Annotated in this window: 11 protein-coding genes and 8 tRNA genes; 15 read left to right on the plus strand and 4 right to left on the minus strand. The window is 61.2% G+C overall.

Annotated features, from left to right (window positions below):
- The first annotated feature begins 88 nt into the window (after positions 1 to 88).
- Entirely contained in the window at positions 89 to 1,189 is a 1,101-nt protein-coding gene (gene apbC, locus GTP23_RS09550; RefSeq protein WP_155435080.1) for an iron-sulfur cluster carrier protein ApbC, read from the plus strand.
- A 12-nt stretch (positions 1,190 to 1,201) separates the two neighbouring features.
- A complete protein-coding gene (locus GTP23_RS09555) occupies positions 1,202 to 1,591 on the plus strand; it encodes a DUF4399 domain-containing protein (RefSeq protein WP_161034958.1) in 390 nt (129 codons plus the stop codon).
- Between the two features lie 29 nt (positions 1,592 to 1,620).
- Here GTP23_RS09555 and GTP23_RS09560 read toward each other — a convergent pair whose 3' ends face one another.
- The gene (locus GTP23_RS09560) at positions 1,621 to 2,319 is read right to left on the minus strand and encodes a DsbA family protein (protein WP_161034959.1); all 699 of its coding nucleotides are present in this window, start codon (positions 2,317 to 2,319) and stop codon (positions 1,621 to 1,623) included.
- A gap of 249 nt (positions 2,320 to 2,568) precedes the next feature.
- Here GTP23_RS09560 and GTP23_RS09565 point away from each other — a divergent pair, with 249 nt between their 5' ends.
- The 10 genes from GTP23_RS09565 (at position 2,569) to GTP23_RS09610 (ending at position 7,596) form a co-directional block, all read left to right on the plus strand.
- Positions 2,569 to 4,929, plus strand: a complete 2,361-nt coding sequence (locus tag GTP23_RS09565) for a beta-L-arabinofuranosidase domain-containing protein (RefSeq protein WP_161034960.1) — start codon at positions 2,569 to 2,571, stop codon at positions 4,927 to 4,929.
- Between the two features lie 89 nt (positions 4,930 to 5,018).
- Positions 5,019 to 6,428 carry a glutamate--tRNA ligase gene (gltX, locus tag GTP23_RS09570; RefSeq protein WP_155435082.1) on the plus strand — a complete coding sequence of 470 codons (1,410 nt, stop codon included), beginning with the start codon at positions 5,019 to 5,021 and terminating at the stop codon, positions 6,426 to 6,428.
- A gap of 85 nt (positions 6,429 to 6,513) precedes the next feature.
- Positions 6,514 to 6,589: transfer RNA gene (locus GTP23_RS09575), tRNA-Ala, on the plus strand.
- Between the two features lie 23 nt (positions 6,590 to 6,612).
- Positions 6,613 to 6,688 (plus strand) — tRNA-Glu (locus GTP23_RS09580).
- A 118-nt stretch (positions 6,689 to 6,806) separates the two neighbouring features.
- Positions 6,807 to 6,882: transfer RNA gene (locus GTP23_RS09585), tRNA-Ala, on the plus strand.
- 52 nt (positions 6,883 to 6,934) lie between these two features.
- Positions 6,935 to 7,010: transfer RNA gene (locus GTP23_RS09590), tRNA-Glu, on the plus strand.
- Between the two features lie 58 nt (positions 7,011 to 7,068).
- A tRNA-Ala gene (locus GTP23_RS09595) sits at positions 7,069 to 7,144 on the plus strand.
- A 25-nt stretch (positions 7,145 to 7,169) separates the two neighbouring features.
- Positions 7,170 to 7,245: transfer RNA gene (locus GTP23_RS09600), tRNA-Glu, on the plus strand.
- 161 nt (positions 7,246 to 7,406) lie between these two features.
- Positions 7,407 to 7,482: transfer RNA gene (locus GTP23_RS09605), tRNA-Glu, on the plus strand.
- Between the two features lie 38 nt (positions 7,483 to 7,520).
- Positions 7,521 to 7,596, plus strand: a tRNA-Glu gene (locus tag GTP23_RS09610).
- 49 nt (positions 7,597 to 7,645) lie between these two features.
- Here GTP23_RS09610 and GTP23_RS09615 read toward each other — a convergent pair.
- The 3 genes from GTP23_RS09615 to GTP23_RS09625 all read right to left on the minus strand — a co-directional run bounded on the left by GTP23_RS09615 (position 7,646) and on the right by GTP23_RS09625 (position 10,881).
- Entirely contained in the window at positions 7,646 to 9,691 is a 2,046-nt protein-coding gene (locus tag GTP23_RS09615) for a S8 family serine peptidase (protein ID WP_161034961.1), read from the minus strand.
- Positions 9,692 to 9,702: 11 nt separating this feature from the next.
- Positions 9,703 to 9,978: a hypothetical protein gene (locus tag GTP23_RS09620; RefSeq protein ID WP_161034962.1), complete on the minus strand. Its 276-nt coding sequence runs from the start codon at positions 9,976 to 9,978 to the stop codon at positions 9,703 to 9,705.
- A gap of 63 nt (positions 9,979 to 10,041) precedes the next feature.
- Positions 10,042 to 10,881, minus strand: a complete 840-nt coding sequence (locus GTP23_RS09625; RefSeq protein WP_161034963.1) for a hypothetical protein — start codon at positions 10,879 to 10,881, stop codon at positions 10,042 to 10,044.
- A gap of 193 nt (positions 10,882 to 11,074) precedes the next feature.
- Here GTP23_RS09625 and earP point away from each other — a divergent pair, with 193 nt between their 5' ends.
- The 3 genes from earP (at position 11,075) to GTP23_RS09640 (ending at position 14,766) form a co-directional block, all read left to right on the plus strand.
- The gene (gene earP, locus GTP23_RS09630; RefSeq protein ID WP_161034964.1) at positions 11,075 to 12,223 is read left to right on the plus strand and encodes an elongation factor P maturation arginine rhamnosyltransferase EarP; all 1,149 of its coding nucleotides are present in this window, start codon (positions 11,075 to 11,077) and stop codon (positions 12,221 to 12,223) included.
- A gap of 133 nt (positions 12,224 to 12,356) precedes the next feature.
- Positions 12,357 to 12,932 (plus strand): elongation factor P, encoded by a 576-nt coding sequence (locus tag GTP23_RS09635; protein ID WP_155435087.1) that lies wholly within the window; start codon positions 12,357 to 12,359, stop codon positions 12,930 to 12,932.
- 226 nt (positions 12,933 to 13,158) lie between these two features.
- Positions 13,159 to 14,766, plus strand: a complete 1,608-nt coding sequence (locus GTP23_RS09640; protein ID WP_161034965.1) for an amidase — start codon at positions 13,159 to 13,161, stop codon at positions 14,764 to 14,766.
- Positions 14,767 to 14,773 lie beyond the last annotated feature (7 nt).

Genomic DNA, 14,773 nt, shown 5'->3' on the forward strand with positions numbered 1-14,773 from the left:
AAGCGGCCGCAGGTCATCTTCCGCGGCCGCTGCCAGCGGATTTCCGCCACGATGCGCTAGAATGTGGGCACATTTCACGGAGATTTACATGAGCAACACAGTTGAGCAGCTTATTGACCAGGTAAAGGCCGCACTGGCCCGCATTATCGATCCGAACACGGGGAAGGATTTTGTCAGCGGCAAGGCCGTGAAGAATCTGAAAGCCGATGGCGGCAACGTCAGCTTCGATATCGAGCTTGGTTATCCGGCGCGCAGCCAGTTTGACGCGATTCGCGCACTGGTGACGGACGGCGTACGCGGCGTGCCCGGTGTGAATAGCGTGACGGTACAGGTCAGCAGCAAGATCATCGCCCACACGGTGCAGCGTGGTCTCAAATTGATGCCGAATGTGAAAAATATCATCGCCGTGGCATCCGGCAAGGGCGGCGTGGGTAAATCCACCACGGCCGTCAATCTGGCGCTGGCGCTGGCCGCCGAAGGTGCGTCTGTCGGACTGCTGGATGCCGATATCTACGGCCCGTCGCAGCCGATGATGCTGGGCGTATCCGGCCGCCCCGAAACGCTGGACGGCAAATCCATGGAGCCGCTGGAGAACTACGGCGTGCAGGTATCGTCGATCGGCTTCCTGATCGATCCGGACGAGCCTATGGTGTGGCGCGGTCCTATGGTTACGCAGGCGCTGCAGCAGCTGCTGGAGCAGACCAACTGGCGCGATCTCGACTATCTGGTGGTGGATATGCCGCCGGGTACGGGCGACATCCAGCTGACGCTGTCGCAGAAAGTGCCCGTCACGGGCGCTGTGATCGTCACCACGCCGCAGGATATCGCGCTGCTGGACGCACGCAAAGGCCTGAAGATGTTCGAGAAGGTCGGCATTCCGATTTTGGGCATCGTGGAAAACATGAGCACCCACGTGTGCTCGAATTGCGGCCACGTGGAACACATCTTCGGCGAGGGCGGCGGTGCCAAAATGTGCGCCGACTTCAAGGTAGACTTCCTCGGCTCGCTGCCGCTGACCATGGCGATCCGCCAGCAGGCCGATTCCGGCAAGCCTACCGTGGTGGCCGAGCCGGATGGCAAGGTGGCCGGCATCTACAAGGATATCGCACGCAAAATTGCAGTACAGGTCTCGGAGAAGGCCAAAGATATGACCAGTAAGTTCCCTAGTATTGTGATCAAAAACGACTAACCGGAGAACCTCATGAAACGTCTAATCCTTGCCGCCAGCCTGATGCTGGTAGGTAGCACTGCATTTGCCCAGCAATCCGTAGCGTTTGTGGAACCGGCTGATGGCGCCACCGTCAGCAGCCCGGTCAAAGTGAAATTTGCAGTTTCCGGCATGGACATCAAGCCGGCAGGGGATATGACGGCCAATACCGGCCACCACCATCTGCTGATCAACGCAGCGCCCGTGAAAGCGGGCGAGGTAGTGCCTACCGATGAAACCCATATCCACTTCGGCAAGGGCCAGACAGAAACGGAAGTCAAACTGGCACCGGGTACCTACAAACTGTCCTTGCAGTTTGCCAACGGCATGCACCAGTCCTATGGCCCCGGCATGAGCAAGGACATCACCATTACCGTCAAATAGGCTGCGCCCTCCATAGCGAGGGCTGGTGCCTAAATTGCGCAGCTGTCCGGCCCGCAGCCGAACTGTGCCCCACTGGCGGATGCTGCCTCTGGGGCGGGCAGCTGCGATATCAGCCAGCTGCGCAATTTTTGCGGCTCCCCCAGAAACCTGCTGACGTCGAGCACGGTGAACTGCCCCTTGTGCTCCAGCGCGAAGCTGGGGAAACCTTGCGCACCGAGGCTTGCCATCAGGCGGCGCGTATCGGCGATGTGGGCATCCAGCGCGGCTCCTTCGGCTTGTTCCAGTGCCTGAGCGAAGGCCGCAGTATCCAGCCCTAGCGTGCCGGCCAGCTTGAGCAGCACGGCGTGGTCGGCAATGCGCTGCCCCTCTACATAGTGTGCTGTCTGCAGCAGGGCCAGCATGTCCAGACCGCGCTGGGCCAGCGTTTCCGTTGCCAGTATCGCTGCCGTTGGTGGGGCGGAATCAAACACCGCTGTATTGTCCCGTAATAGTCCCTCGAAGTAAGCAGTGCCGAATGGCTGGCCAGTCAGTTGCGCAATGCGGTGGTCATGCGGCATCACATAGTCGCGTAATTGTGCGCTGACAGGCTGGCGTCGTGCGCCCGTCATCATCCCGCCGCCGTGCGCCTGTACTGGCAGCACGTCACGCGCAGCCTTGACTAGTTCGGCGGCGCCGTAGCACCACCCGCAAAGGGGATCGTAAATATAGTGTAGTTTGCTGGTGTCCATAGTGTGGGTTCTCTGTAGATGGGGTGCGGTGAAGGCCCGCTGATGGACGCTACTTTATTCTCATCATTTGAGTAAATAAACCGCCTATTTTGAAATGGCTAATTGCATAAATCGATGCAATTGGCTGGCGCGACTAGGTCTAAGCTCCGCTGATTGTGCACATTTCGTCATCTTTTTAGCGCAGTCCCAACAAGACGCCCCGGGCGCCTGCACGTACATTAGAGGCTCGATATCTCTGATGGAGTCAGTATGCAACGTCGACAGCTACTGCAGGGCGCCGCCGGTCTGGGGCTGATGGCGGGCTGGCATGGCGCAGCCCATGCGCGCCCGGCTGGCACGGATTTTCCATCTGCCGCCCGGGCGCTGCCGCTGTCGGCGGTCCGCTTGACGCCGTCGATCTACGCGCAGGCTTTGCAGGCCAATCAGGCGTATCTGCTGCGTCTGAACGCCGACCGTTTCCTGCACAACTATCACCGTTTCGCCGGCTTGCCGACCAAAGGCGCCATCTACGGCGGCTGGGAGTCTGACACCATCGCTGGCGAAGGGCTGGGCCACTATCTGTCCGCGCTGTCGCTGATGTATGCGCAGACCGGCAATGCGGCGCTCAAGCCACGCATAGATTACATCGTGGCCGAACTGGCACGGGTGCAGCAGGCGCATGGCGATGGCTATGTTGCTGGCTTCATGCGCAAGCGCGCAGATGGCTCGCTGGTCGATGGCCGCGAGATCTTCCCTGAAATTATGCGCGGCGAGATCAAGTCGGCCGGCTTCGATCTGAATGGTTGCTGGGTGCCCCTGTATAACTGGCATAAGCTGTTCGCCGGACTGTTCGACGCGCAGACGCATGCGGGCAATACCCAGTCCCTGTCCGTCGCTCTGGGGCTGGCGGGCTATATCGAGCGGGTGTTCGCCGCCCTCAGCGATGATCAGGTGCAGCAGGTGCTGGCCTGCGAGCATGGCGGCATCAACGAGAGTTTTGCCGAACTCTATGCCCGTAGCCACGATCAGCGCTGGCTGGCGCTGGCGCGGCGCCTGCATCACGATAAGGTTATGCTGCCGCTCGCGCAGGGCCGCGATGAACTGGCCAATCTGCATTCCAACACCCAGATTCCCAAACTGATAGGCCTTGCACGTCTGCGCGAACTGGACGGTCGCCGTAGCGATGGTGAAGCGGCGGAGTTTTTCTGGCGCCGCGTCACCCAGCACCATAGTTACGTCATCGGCGGGAATGGCGATCGCGAATATTTCTTTGCTCCCGACAGCATCGCCGACCACATCACCGAGCAGACCTGCGAAGCCTGCGCCAGCTACAACATGCTCAAGCTGACCCGCCATCTGTATAGCTGGGCGCCGGATGCCGCTTACTTCGACTACTACGAACGCACCCACCTGAATCATATTCTGGCCCACCAGAACCCCCGTACCGGCATGTTCACCTACATGACGCCGCTGATGTCGGGAACGGCGCGTGAATATTCGAGCGAGGATAACGACTTCTGGTGCTGCGTCCTGTCCGGCATGGAGAGCCACGCCAAACATGGCGATTCGATCTACTGGGAGCAGGGCGACACGCTGTTCGTCAATCTGTACATCCCGTCGACGGTGGACTGGCACAACGCCAGACTGGAACTGAATACGCGCTATCCGTTTGAAGAGGATATCGACCTGACTGTGCGCCGTTTGCCGGGCCCGCGCCAGTTCACGCTGGCGCTGCGTTTGCCTGCATGGGCCAGCAGCCACACGGTGCTGGTCAATGGCAAGGCGCACGCCGCCAGTCAGCAGAAGGGTTATCTGCTGATACGCCGGCGCTGGCGCGCTGGCGACACTGTGCGCCTGTCATTGCCCCTAGCCTTGCGGCTGGAACGGGCGCCCGGCAACGAACACGTGGTGGCACTGCTGCGCGGCCCGATGGTGCTGGCGGCCGATCTGGGCGCGGCCGACCGGCCATACAGCGGCCTGGCGCCAGCACTGGTGGGCGCCAATGTACTAGCCGCGTTTGCGCCGACCGATAAGGCGCAGGCGGTGTATCGCAGCGTCGGCACGGGGCGTCCGGCGGACATGAAGTTCACTCCGTTCTTTGCGCAGTACGACAGGCGCTCGGCAGTATATTTCAACCTCTATACGGACAGCGAGTGGGCGGCGGCGGAAGTTACCTTCCGCCAGCAGGAAGCCCGTCTCAAGGATCTGGCCGAGCGTTCGGTCGATGTCATGCATCTGGGCGAGATGCAGCCCGAGCGTGATCACGCTCTGCAAGCGGAGATCTCCTATCCCGTGGCCTACCGTGGCCGTAACGGCCGCGATGCGCGCACGGGCGGCTACTTCAGCTTCAGTATGAAGTGCGCGGATGGCCCCTTGCTGTTGCAGGCGAGTTACTGGGGTGAGGAGCGCAACCGCGATTTCTACATCAGCGTCGACGGCCAGCGCATTGCCCACGTGGTGCTCGATGGCAGCCATCCCGGCGTGTTTATCGAGCAGGAGTATCCGGTGCCCGAGCATCTCACCCGTGGCAAGTCCAGCGTGGTGGTACGTTTCGATCCTGAGCCGGGTCACACGGCGGGACCGGTGTTCGGTGTGCGGCTGTTCACCCAGCGCGCGGCCGTCGCGTCCTGACTATCCTGGCGGGGAGCCGACTCGATATGCGCCATGGCTGCGCTGACGCGGTAAAATAGCGGTCTTTATATCTCAGCTTTATTATTCCGATGACCAACGCACCAGCCAAGCCAGTCCGCACCCGTTTTGCCCCTAGCCCGACCGGCTACCTCCATCTGGGCGGCGCCCGTACCGCGCTGTATTCGTGGGCTTTCGCCCGTCACTTCGGCGGCACCTTCGTGCTGCGGATTGAAGACACTGATCTGGAGCGTTCCACCCCGGAAGCCGTGCAGGCGATTATCGACGGCATGGCATGGCTGGGTCTGACCCATGACGAAGGCCCGTTCTACCAGATGAAGCGCATGGACCGCTATCGCGAAGTGATCGCGCAGATGCTGGAAGCCGGCACGGCCTACCACTGCTATTCGTCGCCGGAAGAAGTGCAGGCCATGCGCGACCGTGCAACCGCCGCCGGCGAGAAACCACGTTACGACGGTACCTGGCGTCCGGAAGAAGGTAAAGTGCTGCCAGCCATTCCGGAGGGCCGCAAGCCGGTGGTGCGCTTCAAGAACCCGCTGGACGGTGAAGTGAGCTGGAACGATTTCGTCAAAGGCACCATCACCATCGGCAATAAAGAACTGGACGATCTGGTGATCGCCCGTCCGGACGGCACGCCGACCTATAACTTCTGCGTGGCGATCGACGATCTGGATATGGAAATCAGCCACGTACTGCGCGGCGACGACCACGTGAACAACACGCCACGCCAGATCAACATCCTGCGCGCCATCGGTGCGCCGCTGCCGGAATACGGCCACCTGCCGATGATCCTCGGTTCCGATGGCCAGAAAATGTCCAAGCGTAAGGATGCCGTGAACGTGATGCAGTATCCGGCCGAGGGCTATCTGCCGGAAGCCATCCTCAACTATCTGGCCCGTCTGGGCTGGAGCCATGGCGACGACGAAGTGTTCACTATGGAGCAGGTGTGCGCATGGTTCGACGGTACCCACCTGTCGAATTCGGCCGCCCAGTTCAACATCGAAAAACTCAACTGGCTGAATAACCACTATATCAAGCAGGCCGACAATGAACGTCTGGCTGCGCTGGCGCTGCCGCGTATGCAGGCTAACGGCGCTGTATTGGAAGGCGCACCGGCACTGCCGGCCGTGCTGGCGCTGATGAAGGAGCGCGTCAACACCGTCAACGAGCTGGCTGATGCGGCCATGCTGTTCTTCCGTACGCCGCAGCCGGATGCTGCATTGCTGGCCCAGCACCTGACGGATGCCGTCAAACCGGCACTGACGCAATTTGCCGAGCGCTGCAAAACGGTAGAGTGGAGCAAGGAAGCGCTGTCCGCCATGATGAAGGAAGTGCTGGCGGCGAATGGCCTGAAAATGCCGCAGATGGCCATGCCACTGCGTTTGCTGATCACGGGCCAGTTGCAGACGCCAGCCATCGATGCCGTGCTGCAGATCTTCGGTCGCGACACCGTGCTGGCCCGTCTGGCGGCACTGGGCTGATTTCCGGATTGAATTCAGTGCAAAGTTGCAAAAGGGTATTTGCAGAGCGCAGCTTCTTTGCTATACTCTTGTTTCTGCAGCAAACGGGGGTATAGCTCAGCTGGGAGAGCGCTTGCATGGCATGCAAGAGGTCAGCGGTTCGATCCCGCTTACCTCCACCACGTTGCAGAATTGGTTGTTCGCAGTCCCCATCGTCTAGAGGCCTAGGACATCACCCTTTCACGGTGAGTACGGGGGTTCGAATCCCCCTGGGGACGCCAAGTAGTTTTGTAGTTGACGTTGTTTGTACTGATTGTTTGACATTAGGCTTAGGCCCGATAGAGATACAAGTAGTGAAAACAAAAGTCGCGCAAGCGGCTTTTATTATTTCTGCGCCCGGGGGGTATAGCTCAGCTGGGAGAGCGCTTGCATGGCATGCAAGAGGTCAGCGGTTCGATCCCGCTTACCTCCACCAACAGCGTAGAAGTGATAACGTAGCAAAGTAGTAGAAGTGCCGTAGTTCCAAGGTCCCCATCGTCTAGAGGCCTAGGACATCACCCTTTCACGGTGAGTACGGGGGTTCGAATCCCCCTGGGGACGCCAGCTTTGCCAGAGCTGATGAGTAGTAAAACCGTAGTACACAGAAGACTTTCTGCGCCCGGGGGGTATAGCTCAGCTGGGAGAGCGCTTGCATGGCATGCAAGAGGTCAGCGGTTCGATCCCGCTTACCTCCACCACTAAATGCGCGGGAAGCACCGACATGTCCCCATCGTCTAGAGGCCTAGGACATCACCCTTTCACGGTGAGTACGGGGGTTCGAATCCCCCTGGGGACGCCAAGATATGTAGAAAAGCCGCCTGGAGCGGCTTTTTTTACGTCCGGCGCCCGTTTGTGGTGAAGCCGCCAATATTGCAGCGTGTTTTAGCGGTTTTTTGTGCCGGTGAGCGGGATTCTCTTGCGTGGCAGGGCGAACGCTGATATGATTCGCGCCTTAGAAAAGTCCCCATCGTCTAGAGGCCTAGGACATCACCCTTTCACGGTGAGTACGGGGGTTCGAATCCCCCTGGGGACGCCAGGATTTTTCTAACAGGTCAGCAGTACGGACAGTTTTCTGTCCCCATCGTCTAGAGGCCTAGGACATCACCCTTTCACGGTGAGTACGGGGGTTCGAATCCCCCTGGGGACGCCAGATCAAGCAAAAAGCCGCCTAGTGCGGCTTTTTGCTTTTCGGCCCGCCTTCACCACATGATGGGGTTGTAGGGCGGAGTGCCCGGCGGGTGGAACCAGCTGCCGTGGTAGGCCGCCAGTGCTGCACGCGCCGCTTCGCGCGCCAGCGGATCGTACAAGCCCGTATTCATGCCGCTCCCCAGTACCGGATTGCTACTCAGATAGGCTAGCGCGGCCGCCGGATTGCCCATCAGTCCCCCGGCATTGCTGACCAGCGGCGTGATCACGCCCGCCTGCTGCGGCGCCACAGCCTGCGCCAGTGCCGGCGTCTGCAGGCCCACGGCCAGCAGCACATCGGGCATGCCATAGCCGGTGTGGCTCTGGTCGGCCTGGCTGACGCGCCGTGCGCTGGCGCGGATCAGCTGGAACAGCCGCTCCACTCGTTCGGCACCGCGGCCCAGATAGGGCGCCGTCTGGAAATCGGGGTGATGGGCCAGTGTCAGCGCGGCCAGCCCCGTCACATGGGGCGTGGCCATGGAGGTGCCATCCCACACAGCGAAATTGTTCGGCGGTACGCAGGACAGGATGGCGACACCGGGCGCACACACGCTGACCTGCGGACCGAAGCAGCTGAAGCTGGCCGTGAAATAGCCGTAGGCATCGACGTTCTGCGACAGGGTCTGGGCGTGGTAGCTATCGGCGGGGAATTCATCGAGCTTGCCGACGGCAGCCACGGCCAGCACATTTGGCGAGGAAGCCGGATACTGCACGGGGCCGCCCGAATTGCCGGCAGCGACGATGCAGGCGATGCCGGCCCGCTTGGCGCGGATGATCTGCTGCTCCAGCGCTTCCGACACTTCCGTGCCGCCCAGGCTCAGATTGACCACGTCGATCTGTTTGTCGATGCAGTATTCGAGCGCATCGATCAGCTGGCTGATCTGGCCGCCGGGGAACAGCTTGCAGGCATGGACTTCCGCATCGGGCGCAAAGCCCCGTATGCCGGAGGCGATATCGGCCGCTGCGATGATGCCGGCGCAGTGGGTGCCATGGCCCAGCGTATCCTGCTCCCAGCCATCGGGATTGGTCTTCTTGTTGAGCACATCGAAACCGGCCTTTATGCCGTGCAGATTGTCGTGGGTGGTAGCGGCGCCGGAATCGATGATGGCGATCTTGATGCCCTGGCCGCGATAATTGCCGGGCAGCTGATCCAGCCGCATGGCTTTCTGTCCCCAGCAGTAGCAGCGCTGGCGCGGGAAGCCGCTCAGTGCCGGCCAGTCGGCGATGGTCTTGAGCGCCACTTCGTTCACCTGTTCGCTCTGGATGTCGGGATCGCGCTGGTAGAAACTCCAGTAGTCGGCGCGCGGCTTGACGTACAGGCCGCGCACCGATTGCGCCGTTTCGCCATACAGGGAAAGGCTTACTTCGCCGTTTGCATCGCTCACGCCGGTGGCGGGCAGCATGCTGCCGAACAGTGTAACCTCCGCTTCCGCAACGGGCGCGCCATCCGCTCCCGTTACCCGCAGCGCTACATTGAACACGGGGCCGGCACCCGCAGGCAGGACGCCGGTGACCATGGCCGGCTGGCGCGGCTGGGTATCGAGCAGATTCAGGTGCTGGTCCGGTTCGACCAGCAGGCGGCCCTGTCCCTGCTGATGCAGGATGCTGGCTTTCTGCTCCGTCATGCGTGCCACCAGCACGCCCTGTGCGCCGCCCATGCCGTCGGCCAGTGCGCCCAGCACGGATTTGGGGCCGACCTTGTCGACCACTTCGATATCGGCGCTATTGCGCAGTGCCTGTTCCAGCGCCGAGAACTGCAGTGCCTGCAGGCCCAGCGTCTGCAGGCCGTCGCTCTGGCGCGGTGCGATCACATACTGCTTCTTGCGGGCGCCTATGGTGCTGCGTGCTGCACTGCCGGACGGGCTGCTACGCGTACCGCTTATGTCGCTAGCGTGCGTGCCGCCGCCGCTGTCCTCGCTGCCGCTGGCCGCACTGCCAGTGCTGCTGCTACGGCCGCTGCGCGGGCTGCTGTCGCTGGCCATCGTCGGGCTTTCGCCTTCCGTGCCGGCGCGGGATTCCGGCGCGACACTGGCGCCGTCATTGGGATTGGACTTGGCCATGAATCTTCCTTTCACAGCGGACCCGCCGAGAGCATGTCGAACATGGTCAGGGGCTGATCCGGTTCTATCGTCAGTTGAGGGGTGGTGTTGCGGAACTGCTGGGACAGTGCGCGGGCCTTGGCGCTGCTGATTTCGACCACCAGCGTATGGGGTGCGTCGGGCGGGCCGATGCGATCGAGGATGCGGATTTCCGGGTCCAGTTCTGCGTGGCTAAGAAAGTCCTGCATGGCCGCATGCGCGCTGGCGTGGATCAGGTAGTGTGCTGGCGCTGTTTGCGTGTCTAACATGGATGCCTCCTTTGCGGTGCGGTCCCTCCGCCAACTGGCGGAGGGGAGGGAACAGGTGCGCGATCAGTGCAGGGTTTGCTGGCCGCCATACAGGGCGCTATTGCCCACGTTGGCCAATTGCGCCTGCTGTGCCAGTTGCGCCAGCTGGGCCTGTTGCTGCTGTTGCTGGGCATAGGCTGCCGTCACGGGATCGACTGCAAACGGCAGCATGCCGCCTAGCTGACCGGCATAGCCGCCTATGGTGCCGCCCAGCTGGCCGTGGCCGAACACATTGCCTATGGCTTGCCCCAGTGGCTGGCCGACGGATTTGATGATGTTGCCGAACCAGCCTTGCGGTGCGATGCCCTGTGCCTGCTGCATCTGCTGCATCTGCTGTATCTGCTGCAATTGCTGTAGCTGTTGCAGCTGCTGGAGCTGCTGGAGCTGCTGCAGCTGTTGCTGCTGTGCGGCCTGCTGGGCGTAAGCCTGCTGCACGGGATCGACGGCAAACGGCAGCATGCCGCCCAGCTGCGCGGCATAGCCGCCTATGGTGCTACCGAGCTGGCCGTGGCCGAACACATTGCCTATGGTCTGGCCCAGCGGCTGCGCCACGCTTTTCACGATATTGCCGAACCAGCCCTGCGGCGCGAGCTGGGCCTGTTGCAGCAGTTGCTGTTGCTGCGCCTGTTGGGCATAGGCCGCCGTAACGGGATCGACCGCTAGCGGCAGGAAGGCGCCGCCGATGCCGCCGGCCGCCTGTCCGATCTGATGGCCGAGCTGGGAATTACCGAACAGGCCACCGATTCCGCGGCCTATCAGGCCGCCCAGCGGTGCGCCTATCAGGCCGCCGAGAAAACCTTGTGGTGCGAGGCCGCCCGGCTGCGGCAGCATCGCGTTTGCGTAGTACTGTTGAAGCTCATTCATGGCTCTTCCTTTCATGGTGGGGATGTGATCGCAATGCAGGCCGGTGTGGGCGCTCATGCGGCATGGGGCGCTGCGCACCGGAGCAGTTTTGACTGCGCGCCGGCGCGGAAGTTCAAGCTGCGTGCACTGGTGTTTTCTGCGGCGCTGCCAGCGGATCAGGTATCATCCAGCCTCGTTCATTTTCTGTTCTGCCATGACTAGCCTGACCCGCCTCGATCTGTTCTGCCGCGTAGTCGATAACTACGGCGATATCGGTATCTGCTGGCGGCTGGCGCGCCAGCTGCAGCGCGAGCACGCCATCGCTGTCACGCTGTGGGTGGATGATCTGGCCAGCTTCCGCCGTATCTGTCCCGGCATCGACGTGCAGGCCGATACGCAGATGCAGGCTGGTGTCACGGTGCGCCACTGGTGCAGCATGGACGGCGTGTTCAGCGTCGACGATGTGGCCGACATCGTCATCGAATTTTTTGCCGTCGACATCCCGCCCGGCTACATCGCCGCGATGGCGCAGTGCCAGCCGCGCCCCGTGTGGTTCAATCTGGAAGGGCTGACAGCGGAAGAGTGGGTAGAAGGCTGCCACGGCCTGAGTTCCACCCATCCGCAACTGGGCCTGATCAAGCACTTCTTCTTCCCCGGCTTCACGGAAAAGACCGGTGGCCTGCTGGTGGAAGCCGGACTGGCCGAACAGCGCCGCGCCTTCCAGTCCGATGCGGCGGCGCGTACGGCCTTCCTCGCACAACTGGGACTGGGGCCCGAACAAATGGCGGCCCGTCTGGTCAGCCTGTTCTGCTATCCCCATGCGCCTGTGGCCGAGCTGCTGGCCGCATGGCAGCTCGATACCACGCCGACTACCTGTCTGGTGCCGGAAGGCGTGGCGGCCGATGCCGTGCAAGCCTTCCTCGGCACGCCTGCCGTGGCCGGCGCCTGCGCCACGCGCGGCGCGCTGACGCTGCGCGTGCTGCCGTTTGTGCCGCAGGAGGATTACGACCGCCTGCTGTGGTCCTGCGACCTGAACTTCGTGCGCGGCGAGGATTCCTTCGTGCGCGCGCAATGGGCTGGCCGCCCCTTCGTCTGGCACATCTACCCGCAGGACGAGCAGCTGCATCACAAGAAGCTGCGCGCCTTCCTGCAGCGCTACGCCGCCGGGCTACCGGACCTGAGTGCACTGAGCCTGCAATGGAATGGCGCGGGCAGCAGCGCAGCCGACTGGCCGGCATTATGGGCCGGGTTCCGCACGCAGATGCCAGCCATGCAGCAGCGTGCCGAAGCATGGCAGCAGCAAATGCTGGCACTGGGCGATCTGGCCAGCAATCTGCTGCGTTTCGCCGCCACGCCGAGATAGGCGAGACGGTAAAAGCAGGGTATAATGCTGGGTTAATCTATTGCACATTTTTACCTGATCAACCGTGAGCTTCAGGCGCTATGCCGAGCAACAGATGATTTTTACGCAACCTACTTAGAATCGAATATTTACTATGAAACCTGCAAAAGAAATTCGTGTTGGCAACATCATCATGGTTGACAGCAAGCCTATGATCGTTCTGCGTTCCGACGTCAACGGTTCGAGCCGCACGGGCTTCACCTACAAATGGAAGATGAAAAATCTTCTGACCAACGCTCCGATGGAAAACGTATTCCGTGGCGACGACAAATTCGACGTAGTTGTTCTGGACAAGAAGCCAGTGACCTACTCGTACTTCGCTGACCCGCTGTACGTGTTCATGGACGCTGACTACGAACAGTACGAAATCGAAGAAGAAAACCTGGGCGAAGCACTGAACTACCTGAAAGACGGTATGGAATGCGAAGCCGTGTTCTACGATGGCAAAGCGATCTCGGTCGAACTGCCAACCACCATCGCACGTAAAGTGGTGTACTCGGAACCTGCAGTCAAGGGCAATACTTCGGGCAACGTTCTGAAAGAAGCCAAAATCGAAAACGCCATCGAAGCTCACTGCTTCACCGTACAGGTTCCACTGTTCGTGAGCCAGGACGACGTGATCGAAATCGATACCCGCACCAACGAATACAAGCGTATCGTTCGCGACTAATCTGTCAGTCTGTTGTAAGACTGCGTCAAAAAGGCCGTAAATTCGGCCTTTTTGCCCCTAAAAAGCACGCTAGCATCCCGCTAGCGTGCTTTTTTCATTGAAAATCAGAAATTATTTGCCGGACCGTAATGATTTTTATGGTATTGCTGGCAACACGCTGCTATATTTATAGGATGCAACAAGTTGCGCGGGCGTTAATTCTGTTTCTTTTATCGGTGGGGATGGCATGGATCGCAGGGAATTCGTACGGATCGGCTTGACGGCAGGTGCTGCCGCGGGCAGCAGCCGGGTGCTTGCTGCACCGTCGGCAGCGGCCTTCAAGTTCGGTGCGGGCGGCATACTCGAAGCGGGCGTGCGCGAGCAGCAGCAGATGATGGAGGCGGGCAAGCTGACTTCCCATTCGCTGACCTCGCAGTATCTGGCCCGCATCCGCAACATCGATAAATCCGGCCCGCGCCTGAATTCGATCATCGAGATCAATCCCGAAGCCCTGAAGATTGCGCTGGAAATGGATCGCGAGCGCATGCTCAAGCGTCTGCGCGGCCCGCTGCACGGCATCCCCGTTCTACTCAAGGACAATATCGCTACGGGCGACCGCATGAGCACCACGGCTGGTTCGCTGGCGCTGAACGGCGTGCGCGCTGCGCGTGACGCCCATGTGGTGGCGCAGTTGCGTGCTGCCGGTGCCGTCATCATTGGCAAGACCAATCTGAGCGAGTGGGCCAATATGCGCTCCACCCATTCCGTCAGCGGCTGGAGTGCGCGCGGCGGCCTGACCCTGAACCCGTATTCGCTGGACCGCAACTGCAGCGGCTCCAGCTCCGGCTCGGGCGCAGCTATCGCCGCCAATCTGGCCACGCTGGCCGTGGGTACGGAGACGGATGGTTCCATCGTTTCGCCGGCATCCATTTGCGGTCTGGTCGGCATTAAGCCCACGCTGGGGCTGGTGAGCCGCAGCGGCATAATTCCTATCGCCCATTCGCAGGACACGGCAGGGCCGATGGCGCGCAGCGTGGCCGATGCAGCGTTGATGCTGACGGCCATGGTGGGCGTGGATGCGGACGATGAAGCCACGGCAGAAAGCCGCGGCAAAATGGCCGACTACAGCGCCGCGCTGGAGAAGGGCGGTTTGCAGGGCAAACGCATAGGCGTGGCGCGCAATTTCTTCGGCAGTAATCCGGAAGTGGATATGGTGATCGAGCGCGCGCTGCAGGATCTGGTGGCGCAGGGCGCTACCCTGGTCGATACGGAAGTGCCCAACTCTGCCAAGTACGGCGAGACGGAAACGGAAGTGCTGCTGTACGAATTCAAGGCCGATCTGGAAGCCTACCTGAAAAAGTACGCGCCCCATGCACCGGTAGCCAATATGGCCGACGTGATTGCCTTCAACAAGAAAAACCACGAGCGCGAACTCAAATACTTTGGGCAGGAATATCTGGAACAGGCCCAGAACAAGGGCGATCTGGAAACCCCGGCCTATCGCGATGCGCTATTGAACAACCGCCGCTATGCGCGCGCCGAAGGCATCGATCAGGTGATGCAGCAGCACCAGCTCGATGCGCTGGTGGCACCTACCGGTGGCCCTGCATGGCTGACGGACTTCATCAACGGCGACCATTATGGTGGCAGCTTCTCGTCGCCGGCCGCAGTGGCCGGCTATCCGCACATTACGGTGCCGGCCGGGCAGGTACAGGGCTTGCCGGTGGGGCTGTCGTTTGTCGGCGCGGCCTATAGCGAAGCGCTGCTGATCCGCATGGCCTACTCCTACGAACAGGCTACGCGCCACCGGCGTGCGCCGCAATTCCCCGCCAGCGTGTCGCTCAGCGTGCGCTGAGCGTAAT

It is taken from the genome of Duganella fentianensis, from assembly GCF_009857835.1.
GTDB lineage: Bacteria > Pseudomonadota > Gammaproteobacteria > Burkholderiales > Burkholderiaceae_D > Rugamonas > Rugamonas fentianensis.

What these genes read in the sequence shown, in the direction of transcription:
- apbC (WP_155435080.1), top strand. Translation starts at nt 89, where the DNA reads ATGAGCAACACAGTTGAGCAGCTTATTGACCAGGTAAAGGCCGCACTG.
- GTP23_RS09555 (WP_161034958.1), top strand. Translation starts at nt 1,202, where the DNA reads ATGAAACGTCTAATCCTTGCCGCCAGCCTGATGCTGGTAGGTAGCACT.
- GTP23_RS09560 (WP_161034959.1), bottom strand. Translation starts at nt 2,319, where the DNA reads ATGGACACCAGCAAACTACACTATATTTACGATCCCCTTTGCGGGTGG.
- GTP23_RS09565 (WP_161034960.1), top strand. Translation starts at nt 2,569, where the DNA reads ATGCAACGTCGACAGCTACTGCAGGGCGCCGCCGGTCTGGGGCTGATG.
- gltX (WP_155435082.1), top strand. Translation starts at nt 5,019, where the DNA reads ATGACCAACGCACCAGCCAAGCCAGTCCGCACCCGTTTTGCCCCTAGC.
- GTP23_RS09615 (WP_161034961.1), bottom strand. Translation starts at nt 9,691, where the DNA reads ATGGCCAAGTCCAATCCCAATGACGGCGCCAGTGTCGCGCCGGAATCC.
- GTP23_RS09620 (WP_161034962.1), bottom strand. Translation starts at nt 9,978, where the DNA reads ATGTTAGACACGCAAACAGCGCCAGCACACTACCTGATCCACGCCAGC.
- GTP23_RS09625 (WP_161034963.1), bottom strand. Translation starts at nt 10,881, where the DNA reads ATGAATGAGCTTCAACAGTACTACGCAAACGCGATGCTGCCGCAGCCG.
- earP (WP_161034964.1), top strand. Translation starts at nt 11,075, where the DNA reads ATGACTAGCCTGACCCGCCTCGATCTGTTCTGCCGCGTAGTCGATAAC.
- GTP23_RS09635 (WP_155435087.1), top strand. Translation starts at nt 12,357, where the DNA reads ATGAAACCTGCAAAAGAAATTCGTGTTGGCAACATCATCATGGTTGAC.
- GTP23_RS09640 (WP_161034965.1), top strand. Translation starts at nt 13,159, where the DNA reads ATGGATCGCAGGGAATTCGTACGGATCGGCTTGACGGCAGGTGCTGCC.